10 protein-coding genes are annotated in these 12017 nt (G+C 49.8%); 3 read left to right on the top strand and 7 right to left on the bottom strand.

From position 1 onward, the window contains the following. Positions 1 to 27: 27 nt before the first annotated feature. Genes prpF through EXT46_RS12360 form a run of 5 tightly spaced genes read right to left on the bottom strand, consistent with a single transcriptional unit; the run spans position 28 to position 6643 of the window. Positions 28 to 1197, bottom strand: a complete 1170-nt coding sequence (gene prpF, locus EXT46_RS12380; RefSeq protein ID WP_130147599.1) for a 2-methylaconitate cis-trans isomerase PrpF — start codon at positions 1195 to 1197, stop codon at positions 28 to 30. Positions 1198 to 1240: 43 nt separating this feature from the next. Beyond that, positions 1241 to 3829 (bottom strand): Fe/S-dependent 2-methylisocitrate dehydratase AcnD, encoded by a 2589-nt coding sequence (acnD, locus tag EXT46_RS12375; protein WP_045978415.1) that lies wholly within the window; start codon positions 3827 to 3829, stop codon positions 1241 to 1243. A gap of 57 nt (positions 3830 to 3886) precedes the next feature. Continuing rightward, positions 3887 to 5011, bottom strand: a complete 1125-nt coding sequence (prpC, locus tag EXT46_RS12370) for a 2-methylcitrate synthase (protein ID WP_130147597.1) — start codon at positions 5009 to 5011, stop codon at positions 3887 to 3889. 42 nt (positions 5012 to 5053) lie between these two features. After that, on the bottom strand, positions 5054 to 5932 hold the full coding sequence (gene prpB / locus EXT46_RS12365) for a methylisocitrate lyase (protein WP_053910898.1): 879 nt from the start codon (positions 5930 to 5932) through the stop codon (positions 5054 to 5056). Between the two features lie 24 nt (positions 5933 to 5956). Further along, complete coding sequence (locus EXT46_RS12360; RefSeq protein ID WP_022945943.1) at positions 5957 to 6643, bottom strand: GntR family transcriptional regulator; 687 nt, start codon at positions 6641 to 6643, stop codon at positions 5957 to 5959. A 229-nt stretch (positions 6644 to 6872) separates the two neighbouring features. On the opposite strand from EXT46_RS12360, the gene rsmF reads away from it, so the two are divergent. Beyond that, on the top strand, positions 6873 to 8315 hold the full coding sequence (gene rsmF, locus EXT46_RS12355; RefSeq protein ID WP_130147595.1) for a 16S rRNA (cytosine(1407)-C(5))-methyltransferase RsmF: 1443 nt from the start codon (positions 6873 to 6875) through the stop codon (positions 8313 to 8315). 527 nt (positions 8316 to 8842) lie between these two features. After that, positions 8843 to 9007 (top strand): hypothetical protein, encoded by a 165-nt coding sequence (locus EXT46_RS18900; protein WP_157576419.1) that lies wholly within the window; start codon positions 8843 to 8845, stop codon positions 9005 to 9007. Between the two features lie 397 nt (positions 9008 to 9404). Here EXT46_RS18900 and EXT46_RS18895 read toward each other — a convergent pair whose 3' ends face one another. After that, positions 9405 to 9554: a hypothetical protein gene (locus tag EXT46_RS18895; protein ID WP_165381118.1), complete on the bottom strand. Its 150-nt coding sequence runs from the start codon at positions 9552 to 9554 to the stop codon at positions 9405 to 9407. Between the two features lie 305 nt (positions 9555 to 9859). Between EXT46_RS18895 and EXT46_RS12345 the strand changes: the two genes are divergently transcribed. Further along, entirely contained in the window at positions 9860 to 10177 is a 318-nt protein-coding gene (locus EXT46_RS12345; RefSeq protein ID WP_045978420.1) for a hypothetical protein, read from the top strand. A 3-nt stretch (positions 10178 to 10180) separates the two neighbouring features. On the opposite strand, the gene EXT46_RS12340 is transcribed toward EXT46_RS12345, so the two are convergent. After that, positions 10181 to 12016 carry a metallophosphatase gene (locus tag EXT46_RS12340; protein ID WP_130147593.1) on the bottom strand — a complete coding sequence of 612 codons (1836 nt, stop codon included), beginning with the start codon at positions 12014 to 12016 and terminating at the stop codon, positions 10181 to 10183. Position 12017: the final 1 nt, after the last annotated feature.

The raw sequence follows: 12017 nt of genomic DNA, 5'->3' as shown, positions 1-12017 counted from the left end.
CCTCAAGGTGCTCGGTTTAGTTGAGTGTCACGATTGTGGTTCAGGAACGTAAACCCAGCCTGCCATCAGTCGTCGCGCGCTGCGGCTCATACTGACGCTGTGCACGTCACAATCTTGGGATTGCATCGTCACCTTCGCTCCCACCTGCAAAGTCCCTGAGGGGTGTCCGAAGGTCACGCCGTTGCGCGTTTGCCCACCGGCGGCAATATTCACTAAGGTGCCGGGAATCGCGGCGGCAGTAGCAATGGCTACGGCGGCGGTGCCCATCATCGCATGGTGTAATTTGCCCATCGATAAAGCGCGTACTTGCACATCAATGTCATCGCCATTGATTGCTTTACCGCTGGAGGCGGTATAATCGCTCGGCGCTGCGACCATAGCAATTTTCGGTGTATGCTGACGCGCTTGCGCCTCGTCGATATCCTTGATAAGCCCCATTTTTAAGGCGCCATAGGCACGGATACGCTCAAAACGAGCCAGCGCCTCAGGGTCGCCATTAATGTGTTCTTGCAATTCATTACCACGATACCCCAGCGCCTCGGCATTAACGAAAATAGTGGGGATCCCAGCATTGATAAAGCTGGCTTTAAGCTCTCCTTCGCCCGGCACCGCTAGGCTATCGACTACATTCCCCGTTGGTAGCACTGCGCCCTCGCCCACCGGCGAGATAAAATCAATTTTGACCTCTGCGGCAGGAAAAGTAACGCCATCGAGCTCAAAATCACCCAGCTCTTGCACTAACCCGTCTTGCATGGGTACATGGGCAATAATGGTTTTTTCAATATTGGCCTGCCAAATACGCACCTCGGCAATGCCGTTTTCAGGAATTCGGTGGTTATCGACTAGGCCATTATTGATGGCAAACGCGCCCACCGCTGCGGTTAAATTGCCACAGTTACCGCTCCAATCGATGAATGCTTTATCTATGGCCACTTGACCAAACAAATAGTCAACATCGTGCTCGGCTTGCGTGCTTTTTGAGAGGATCACCGTTTTACTGGTGCTGGATGTCGCCCCACCCATGCCATCGGTGTGTTTACCATAGGGGTCGGGACTGCCGATAACACGGAGCAACAAGGCATCACGATAAGGTCCGGGTTGTTGCGCTGGCTCAGGTAAGTCATCGAGTGCGAAAAACACCCCTTTGCTGGTGCCGCCGCGCATGTATGTGGCCGGTATTTTTATTTGTTGTAACATTTATCTACCTCAGTCAAGGTGGGCCGCAGCCCACCTATTTTTGCTAGGTGGTGGCCTCGAGGAAGTCCTTCGCAAAGCGTTGCAATACCCCGCCGGCGCTGTAAATCGACAGCTCTTCTTGGGTATCGAGACGGCATTTGCTGGTGATAGTGAGCTCGTCGCCGTTGGCACGGGTAATACGCACTTCAAGACTGGCTCCCGGTGCTGGCTCACCCACCACACTGTAGGTTTCGCTGCCATCAAGGGCCAAGGTCTTGCGATTTTCACCGGCACTGAACTCCAGCGGCAACACACCCATACCAATCAGGTTGGTACGGTGAATGCGCTCAAAGCCTTCGGCTAAGATCACTTCCACACCCGCTAAGCGTACACCTTTGGCGGCCCAGTCTCGTGATGAGCCCTGACCATAATCAGCACCGGCAACGATAATCAGCGGCTGTTTGCGCTGCATGTAGGTTTCTATTGCTTCCCACATACGCATGACTTCGCCTTGCGGCTCTAAACGCGTCAGTGAGCCCTCTTGCACTTCCCCATCAACCACGGCCATTTCGTTGCGTAGTCTTGGGTTAGCAAAGGTCGCCCGCTGAGCGGTTAGGTGGTCACCACGGTGCGTGGCATAAGAGTTAAAGTCTTCCTCGGGCACCCCCATCGACGCTAAATATTCCCCTGCCGCACTGCTGGCGAGGATGGCGTTTGATGGCGACAGGTGATCGGTGGTGATGTTATCCCCTAATACCGCTAAAGGGCGCAGATCCGTGAGTGTACGCTCTGCTGCCAACGCGCCTTCCCAGTAAGGCGGACGACGAATGTAGGTGCTTTTTTCTCGCCACTGATAGAGCGGGTCGTTTTTCTCGCCATAGTCGACACTTAAATCGAACATCGGCTCATAGACCTGACGGAAATGCTCCGGCTTGACGCTTTTGGCAATCACCGCATCGATTTCTTCATCGCTTGGCCATAGGTCTTTTAAGGTAATGGCATTGCCATCGCTATCGTGACCTAAAATATCCTTTTCAATATCAAAGCGAATGGTACCGGCAATGGCGTAGGCGACCACCAAAGGCGGTGATGCTAAAAACGCTTGCTTAGCGTAGGGATGAATACGACCATCAAAGTTACGATTCCCTGAGAGCACCGCTGTGGCGTACAGATCTCGCTCCACCACTTCTTTTTGAATTTGCGGGTCGAGTGCGCCACTCATACCGTTACAGGATGTACAGGCAAAACCGACCACACCAAAACCTAACTGCTCCAACTCGGGTAGTAGATTGGCTTCTTCAAGATAGAGTTTTACCGCTTTAGAGCCCGGCGCCAGTGAGGTTTTCACCCAAGGCTTACGCATTAAGCCGTGTTTATTGGCATTACGCGCCAACAAGCCGGCGGCTATCACATTACGTGGGTTTGAGGTATTGGTACAACTAGTGATGGCGGCAATGATCACCGCTCCATCGGGCATTAACCCAGGCTGTTGCTCAACTTCTTTGGCTATGCCTCGTGCTTGCAAATCGGCGGTCGCAAGGCGAGCATGAGGGTTTGATGGCCCAGCTAAGTTGCGACCCACGGCACTTAAATCAAAACGCAATACCCGCTCATACTGAGCTTGGGTCATCGCATCTGCCCACAGGCCTGTGTGTTTCGCGTACTGCTCAACTAACTGTACCTGCTCGTCATCACGACCGGTGAGTTTAAGGTAATCAATGGTTTGCTCATCGATATAGAACATTGCCGCCGTGGCACCATATTCTGGTGTCATGTTGGAAATAGTGGCGCGATCGCCCAAAGTAAGGTGGCTTGCGCCCTCGCCGAAAAACTCTAAGTAGCTTGAAACAACACGCTGCTGACGTAAAAACTCGGTTAGCGCCAGAACAATATCGGTTGCGGTAATGCCCGGTTGGGGCTTACCGGTTAGCTCCACACCAACAATATCAGGCAAGCGCATATAAGAAGCTCGCCCGAGCATCACGCTTTCGGCTTCTAGGCCGCCAACGCCCACGGCAATAACGCCTAACGCGTCCACATGCGGGGTATGGCTATCGGTGCCCACTAGGGTATCTGGAAAGGCAACCCCATCACGGGCTTGGATCACCGGCGACATCTTCTCCAGGTTAATCTGGTGCATAATGCCGTTGCCCGGTGGGATCACATCGACGTTTTTGAACGCTGTTTTGGTCCAGTTAATAAAGTGGAAGCGATCTTCGTTGCGGCGGTCTTCAATGGCGCGGTTTTTCTCAAAGGCATCCTCTTCAAACCCTGCATGTTCCACCGCCAGTGAATGGTCAACGATCAGCTGGGTTGGCACCACAGGGTTAACCTTAGCCGGATCGCCGCCTTTCGCGGCGATAGCGTCACGCAAACCGGCTAAATCCACCAGCGCGGTTTGCCCCAAAATATCGTGACACACCACCCGAGCTGGGTACCAAGGAAAATCCAAATCGCGTTTACGGTAAATAAGTTGCTCTAAGCTCGCGGTTAACTGCGCTGGTTCGCAGCGACGCACAAGGTTCTCAGCCAGAACTTTAGAGGTGTAAGGAAGCTTGGCATAAGCCCCCGGCTCAATGGCATCCACCGCCTCTTGGGTATCGTAGTAAATCAGATCCGAGTTGGGCAGCGGCTTACGGTATAAAGAATTCATAATTCGCTCTACATTGCAGAAAAAGGCAGCCCAAGGGCTGCCATAAAGAAACGGTGCTTAGCGCTCGCTCATCGCGGGCACGGGACGAGAATCCGGGCCAGTATATTCGGCGCTTGGACGGATAATACGGTTATTGGCACGCTGCTCTTTAACATGAGCAGTCCAGCCAGTAACGCGACTCATCACGAAAATGGGCGTGAATAGCTTAGTAGGGATGCCCATAAAGTGATACGCCGAAGCATGGAAGAAATCGGCATTACAGAACAGCTTTTTCTCGCGCCACATCACTTCTTCACAGCGCACCGATACGGGGTAAAGCACATCATCGCCCACCTCTTTCGCCAAGCGCTCTGAGTATTTCTTGATGATCACGTTGCGTGGGTCACTCTCACGATAAATGGCGTGGCCAAAGCCCATGATTTTGTCTTTTCGTGCCAGCATGCCCATTAACTCTTGCTCGGCATGTTCGGCGTCTTTAAAGCTTTCAATCATATCCATCGCCGCTTCATTGGCACCGCCATGCAGTGGGCCACGCAATGAGCCAATGGCGCCGGTTACGCATGAATGAATGTCTGACAAGGTTGAAGCACACACACGAGCGGTAAAGGTTGAGGCGTTAAATTCATGCTCAGCATAAAGGATCAACGACACATTCATTACGTCGGCAAACAGTTGTGATGGCGCTTTGTCATGTAACAGATGTAAGAAGTGCGCCCCCACAGTGTCATCATCGGTTTCTACGTCAATACGCACACCGTCATGGGTAAAGCGATACCAATAACAGATAATGCTTGGGAAAATAGCCACCATGCGGTCGATAGCATCATCGGCATTGGCAAAATCAGTTTCGGTTTCTAGGTTACCGAGCATAGAACAGCCGGTACGCATCACGTCCATCGGGTGTGCATCTTTAGGGATGGTCTCTAACACGCTTTTTAGTGCTTGCGGTAGGCCCCGTAGCGACTTTAGTTTGGCTTTGTATTCAACCAGCTGGCCTTGGTTTGGCAACTCGCCGCGCGATAATAAATACGCCACTTCTTCAAATTGCACCTTATCAGCCAGCTCACTGATATCGTAACCACGATAGGTCAGCCCTGAGCCACTTTTACCTACTGTACACAACGCCGTTTCGCCGGCCACTTGTCCGCGCAAGCCTGCGCCACCTAATGCTTTATCTACCATTTTCTTGCTCCTGAATTTTTTCCTGTTGAAACTGTCAATGCGTTACTTGTTTTTGCCTTCGGCAAACAAGGCGTCGAGCTTTTTCTCGTATTCGTGATAGCCCAAATAATCGTATAGATCCATGCGTGTTTGCATCTCATCTAGTACCGCTTTTTGGTCGCCATTTTCAAGAATTGATTTATACACATTCTCCGCCGCTTTATTCATGGCACGGAACGCCGACAGCGGGTAAAGCACCATATCCACGCCCCACTCGCCCAGCTCTTTGCGATTCCAAAGCTCGGTTTTACCAAACTCGGTAATATTGGCGAGAATCGGCACATCAAGGGCCTCAGCAAAGGCGCGATAGTGCTCCTCGGTTTGCACCGCTTCTGCGAATATGCCATCGGCACCGGCGGCCACGTAGGCTTTTGCGCGTTCAATGGCGGCCTCTAGACCTTCTTGAGCAAACGAGTCGGTGCGCGCCATAATGAAAAAGTCAGGGTCAGTGCGCGCATCAACGGCGGCTTTAATGCGATCAACCATCTCGTCAACTGAGACGATTTCTTTATTCGGGCGGTGACCACAGCGCTTTTGCGCCACCTGATCTTCCATATGCACCGCTGCGGCCCCGGCTTTTTCCATATCGCGAATGGTTTTAGCGATATTGAATGCGCCGCCCCAACCGGTATCGATATCAACCAACAGAGGTAAGTCACAGGCCGAAGTAATACGTTGCACATCGGCAATTACGTCGTTCAATGAGGTCATGCCCAAATCGGGCAACCCATAAGAAGCGTTGGCTACGCCACCACCTGAGAGGTAAATTGCCTGATGACCCAGTTGTTTGGCCATAATGGCGCAGTAAGCATTGATGGTGCCCACTACTTGCAACGGCTTGTTTGCCGCCAATGCTTGTCTAAATTTCTTTCCTGCGGACATGGGGTTCTCCTGTTAGATGCGCGGTTACCCTGAGTGGGCCGCGTTAAACTTATTTTCAATATTATTCATGGAGTAGCTGATATGACGTTTCATCAGCAACTCGGCAAGCTCACCATCGCGATTGTCAATGGCATTAATAATGGCAAGGTGTTCGTCGAAGGCTTTGGATACCCGTGGCCCTGTCATTCCCATTTGCACCCGATACATGCGGATCAACTGATATAGGTCGTTGTATAACAAGTTGAATAAATGCTCGTTTTTAGAGCCTTTAATAATGCGATAATGGAAATCCAAGTCACCCGCCTCTTGGTAATAGGATTCACCTTCTTTAACACGTTGCTCGTTAAGGTGTTTATTCAATAAGCCTTTCAGCGAAGCAATTTCTTCATCAGCCATATTCTCGGCGGCGAGGCGACAGGCTAGCCCCTCGAGTGCGGCGCGTACCTGATACACTTCAATTAACCGCTCCGGCGTGAGCGCCACTACACGACAACCGACGTTGGCTTTGCGCTCGACCAGGTTACAGGCCTCCAGGCGATTAAGGGCATCGCGCAGGGTGGCACGTGACACCCCAAAGCGTTTGGCCAGCTCGGGCTCGGATATTTTTGAGCCCTGCTCAATATCGCCCTCGACAATAGCGCGGCGCAGATCAACAAACACTTGATCGGCAGCAGTGGTAATAGGTTGATGTGAATGCAGCTGTTCGCTCACGGCTTTTCTCGAAATTGTCGACAATCTAGGCCTGTACTATGGGATCGATGCCGGTAATTGTCAATAACCTCTACCTTTAATTGTCGACATAAACACAGTTTATAGCGTTATACACACTGTAAACTCGCTTTATTACATAAAAGTGTCGACAGCTTAAAAAGCAAAGCAATGCCAAAGCGGATGCGATAAACTATAGCTCACCGTCACAGCCGCTGTAGTTAAAATCGCGATGGATAAGCATACTTATATTCCCGATGCCTTTTTGGACGACGTTGCGTCCTACCTCCCCGAACACTTGCAATTACAAGACTTCGTTGCTGCCTGCCAGCGCCCGCTGAAACGTGCGGTACGGGTGAATACATTAAAAATGTCGGTGGCAGCATTTCGCGATTATTGCGCCGACAAACAGTGGCACATTACTGCTATTCCATGGTGCCCTGAGGGATTTTGGCTCACTCGCCCGCAAGAGGAAGAACAGGCATTGCCCATTGGCCGCACCGACATTCACTTAAGCGGCTGTATTTATGTGCAAGAGGCCAGCTCCATGTTGCCGCCGATGGCCCTAGCCGATGCCCTTGAAGGCGCTGAAACGGTGCTCGATATGGCAGCGGCACCAGGCAGTAAAACCTCGCAGCTAGTGGCGCTATTAGATAACCAAGGATTGCTGGTGGCCAACGAACTGTCATCATCACGGCTAAAAGCACTCAGTGCCACACTCAAACGAGTGGGCGCTCGCAATGTTGGCTTATCGCACTTTGATGGTGCCGTTTTTGGCGATTATATGCAGGAAAGCTTTGATGCCATTTTGCTCGATGCACCATGCTCCGGTGAAGGCACCGTGCGCAAAGACCCAGACGCATTAAAGAACTGGTCACTGCAATCCAATATTGATATTAGCGACGTGCAAAAAACGCTGATCAAAAGCGCATTTCATGCTTTAAAACCCGGCGGTACACTAGTTTATTCTACCTGTACACTGACCCCGGTAGAAAATCATGCGGTATGCGAGTATTTGCTCGCCCAATTTCCAGGGCTTATCGAGATTGACCCCTTGCATGGGCTGTTCCCTGATGCCAATAAAGCCTGCACTGAGCAAGGCTATTTACATGTGTGGCCACAGCTTTTCGATAGTGAAGGCTTCTTTATCGCCCGCTTTAAAAAATTGGGCAGTCAAAGCAGCTGTACGCCGAAAACCAAGAAAGGTCGCTTCCCTTTTACGGCAATGGAGAAAAAGGCCCAACAGCAACTGCAGCAATATGTGCAGCAACAATTTGCCATGGATAAATTAGCTGGCCGACTGATGCAACGCGATAAGGAAGTATGGTTGTTCCCCGACATCGACGATGAGCAATTATTTACAGCCATTAAATACTCGCGCATTGGTATTCAGATAGGCACCACCCACAGAAATGGGGTGCGGCTAGAGCATGAGTTCGCAACCTGTTTAGGCCAGTATGCAACGCGCAATACCATGGCGCTAAACCCACAGCAAGCTCAGCAGTACTTTCACGGTCAGGATATCCGCTTAGATGAGCCGAGCAAGCACAAAGGTGAGGTGATCCTCACGCTTAACGGCGCGCCCGTAGGCTTAGGTAAATGGCAAGGGCAGAAAATTAAGAATGCGCTGGCCCGCGATTTAGTGATGGATGGGCAGTTAATAACTTGGGTATAACTTGGTAATAAACGGTTAAGAAACACTGGCCAGTTTTTTACAATTATTTACAGAGTTTAGTTAATAAGTTGTTTTTTATAGTAATTTAATACTAGGTTTTTATTTCCATTTTCGCCCGGCGTTAGCTACAATTATAAGAACTTTCGCTTCTCCCGAATGAATGTGTAAAGTTTATTAGTTAGCGCACGGCTCATCATGAGCCATTCCCCTAGGCCCAGGACAATGCGGATTCGTCCTGGGCATTTTTTCGCCTCCTGCTTCTTTAAAAGCCAATTTTAACACATTGAAAGTTAAAGAAATTCTAATTAACCTTCGGTTGATTGGGCATTTCTAGCTGCCCTTGGCATTCTACTCCTTGCCTGAGCAATAATACGGTGTGCCTATCTCCCAACAAGGCGCTGCGAACATGAAATTTTTGCTTTACCCTTTTCCTCTAGCCGTGCTCACTCTCCTTTAATATAGTGGCATAAGATTCTGATAGGGAGTGAGTTATTATGGTTTTGCGAAAAGTTTTGTTGGTAACTACTATGCTGAGTACTGCACTGGGAATGAGTGACGCAAAAGCAAAAGCCCAAGTTCAACCAAACGGTCTTTATAGCGGATTTAGCTACCTCAATGGGAAGCCCAATGCCATTAGTCTAAGTTTTGATGATGGTCGCCACTCTCAAGTTGATATGGCATGGCCATTTTAGACAAATACCAAGTAAAAGCGACTTTCTATGCCTAACCTGAGCCCATTGCTGAGCGCTTAGCGCAGTGGCAAACGGCAATTAACAATGGCCATGAATTAGGCAATCACACAAGCCACCATTTATGCTCAGGTAACTTTGAATGGCTGCGTAAAAAAGGCCTGTCTCTAGAGCAGACCACCCTAGTCTGGTTAGAAAACGACATTAAAGAGGCTAACCACTCTTTTAAGAAACATTTAGGTGTGAACCCTCGCGCGTTTGCCTATCCCTGTGGTCATACTTTTGTTGGCCGGGGGTAGTCAGTTATGACCATGTCCTCAGCCAGCTCAGATAATTATATTGTCTTATCGCTCGCACTACTGCTGCGAGCATGCGTACACCTTAGTCAAAGCGTTTCCAATCACTTAAAGTTAACCGCCACTTTATCTGCTTTTGCAGTCAAACCACTCTTTGACGATATGTAAGTTACTTTACCTGCTAACGCCAAGGCATTATTGAGCACAATTGTCATGTCTCCCTCCATCACTGTTTCACCATTTTCAAAGCGCATCACTTGTGCTTTAGTCTCTGGTTGATCATCGTCAGCGAATGGAATGCGTCCATCACCAATCTATGTTTGCACTTTGCTGACCTTTTCACCAGCACATTGGGGGGGAAGTCGAGCTTTTGCCACTTTATCCTGGTCGCCAACAGGAGCTTTCACACCATTATCAGCGCGAATAGAACACGTTGAACTAAGTTGGCACTGTTTTTGTTATTAACCGTGCAAAGGCGAAAAATGTCGCTATTTAGCGACATTTATTGATAAAAATTTCAATGTCTGCGAAAACTTTACAAACACAGAGGAAAACAGCAATGAAGGATAAAATAATAAACACAGTGTACGCATTTGGTCTATTTGGTCTTATCGGTGTGATCCCTCCAATTTTGGTTGAGCGCAGTATTGATGCACAAATGCATGCGCAAGTGGCGCCCAAATACAGCAAAGACTCAGATAGTTACGCATTTTTACAGCAGCGCAGCTATTCTGCTGCAGCGCCCAAGCTCACTCTTCTAGATACCTGTAATAACAGCGACGAAAACTATCAACCGCTAGCAAACTCACTTAGCACTTTACCGCAAACCAGCTTAGTTTTGGCGCAAAGCATTATTCAGTGCTTACAGCGTAGCTGAGGGCTATTCTAGCTCATATTCGGTGACACTGTCGTCACTGTGTAACAGTCGATAACGACACAATTTGCCGTGCTCTAGCTCCACAAGACTAATCGCTGCATGACTGACCAAATGCTTTTGTGGTCCCGAGGTGGTGTCGTGTTTATCAACTTTCATTTGCCAGCGTTTAGTGAATAAATTCAGTGGGCTTCGTGGTGAGTATAAAATCGAATCAAGCTTGTCGAGCACGTTTATAAGCTTTCGTGGAAATTCGTTTTTAATGCCGCTAGCGGTTAGTTGCCAAATGCGGTTTTCTCGTTCGGAGAAACGCGCCCGCACCGAAAAACAAAACGAATAATGAACGTCGCCAGAGAGAATAATGGTTTCCTGGGGCGTATCTAAACGGCGGAAAATATTCAGCAGCTTTTTAGCTGATCCCTCATGTGCCATCCAGTTTTCACAATCCACCACCAGCGGCTGATTACACAGAGTAAACACAGCTTGAATAGCTTCAATGGACTTAACCCCAAATACCGGCGCAGGCGATACCAGTAATACTTGCTCCGAGCCCTGAAGACTGTTCTCCAACTCCAGTAGTCGCTGCCAATCTAATAGCCCTGAAGGCTCGTTAAAGTCTTGCTCGTTACGCCAGCGATGGGTACGCGTGTCAAGTACCACAACCTTAGGGCTAGTTGGCAGTTCATAGTGCCAATAGTCGTAGTTTAATAATGGCTTATACAGTGGTGCTAAATGCCAAAAGCCATCCCCTCGGGCTTTTTTCAATGCCTCAAAGAACGGCCATGGTGTGTCACTGGCGCAGTTCCCCCAACCCTGAAACAACGCATAGCTGAGCATGGCGTTGCCGATAATCGCTCGGCTAGCCGGGTGGGTATACACCGCTTGCTCCCAATTTGCGGTAAGGTTCCAATCATCAGTCACATCATGGTCGTCAAAAATCATCAAACTCGACACATGAGCAAATAGCCGCGCCGCATAAGGCTGCGAGGCAGCGAATTCAAGCACGTGGGTGCGCTCTTGATGGAAGGTTTGGTAATGGGGGTGACTGTCACTGAGTTGGAGTTGCTCGGTGTCGATTAGTTGCCAACACGGTGCTCCCAAGCTCAATAGGTAAAGCGCTATGAATTCTTCAAAATGCACCAAGTGGTTGGCACTTTTGACACTACTAAAGTGCGGCTCGTCGCGGCGCAGCCAATAGCCTAATTGCCACTTCGAGCGCTTTTGCCATGGCGTATGGGGCAATTTACAAGCACGGTTATACAAGTCATCTTGTACTTGTTGACTGAGTGCTATCAGCTGCTCACCCTCGCGATAAATGCCGAGACGCTCAATCAGCTGGTGGATAGCCAGAAGCATCGGCCCAGCCACGTCGTCAGCATAAATTTGATCGCCGCTAAGGAGCAACAGCTGGGGTCTTTTCTCGGCATTACTATGACTTTGCTGCATTAACTTATCGCCCTGCACGAGGGCATCTTCACTGTAGTGATGAGGGTTGCGGCACGAGCCATGAAGCACAGAGCGCAGTTGCTCCGGGATAAGTACACTTGGCGCCCGGGTATCAGCGTAACAATAATCACTCAAATCATGGGCTTCAGTACCAAAATACAGGCTGTAAGCGAGGTGGATATCGGTACAAAATGCGCCATTCACTGGCGTAAGGGTGCAGTTATGGAGGTATAAATGCTCTCCCAGGCGCAGTGTTTCGGTGTGTTGCTCACTGGGGTGCTGATGAAGCTTAAACACTGGCTCTAACGCCTGAGACGTCGCCAGCTGGATGCGGATTTGCTGCTTCTCAGCGCGGCGCACCACAGGGCCTAAAAGCAACACAGGTAACGATGTCATT

It is taken from the genome of Pseudoalteromonas sp. CO325X (assembly GCF_004208955.1).
Lineage (GTDB): Bacteria > Pseudomonadota > Gammaproteobacteria > Enterobacterales > Alteromonadaceae > Pseudoalteromonas > Pseudoalteromonas ruthenica.
The sequence above is the reverse complement of the archived record's forward strand: the minus strand, read 5'-3'. Positions and strand labels throughout refer to the sequence as shown.

Coding starts and splice junctions, on each gene's coding strand:
- prpF (WP_130147599.1), bottom strand. CDS start 1,197: ATGTTACAACAAATAAAAATACCGGCCACATACATGCGCGGCGGCACC.
- acnD (WP_045978415.1), bottom strand. CDS start 3,829: ATGAATTCTTTATACCGTAAGCCGCTGCCCAACTCGGATCTGATTTAC.
- prpC (WP_130147597.1), bottom strand. CDS start 5,011: ATGGTAGATAAAGCATTAGGTGGCGCAGGCTTGCGCGGACAAGTGGCC.
- prpB (WP_053910898.1), bottom strand. CDS start 5,932: ATGTCCGCAGGAAAGAAATTTAGACAAGCATTGGCGGCAAACAAGCCG.
- rsmF (WP_130147595.1), top strand. CDS start 6,873: ATGGATAAGCATACTTATATTCCCGATGCCTTTTTGGACGACGTTGCG.
- EXT46_RS18900 (WP_157576419.1), top strand. CDS start 8,843: ATGCTGAGTACTGCACTGGGAATGAGTGACGCAAAAGCAAAAGCCCAA.
- EXT46_RS18895 (WP_165381118.1), bottom strand. CDS start 9,554: ATGCGCTTTGAAAATGGTGAAACAGTGATGGAGGGAGACATGACAATT.
- EXT46_RS12345 (WP_045978420.1), top strand. CDS start 9,860: ATGAAGGATAAAATAATAAACACAGTGTACGCATTTGGTCTATTTGGT.
- EXT46_RS12340 (WP_130147593.1), bottom strand. CDS start 12,016: ATGACATCGTTACCTGTGTTGCTTTTAGGCCCTGTGGTGCGCCGCGCT.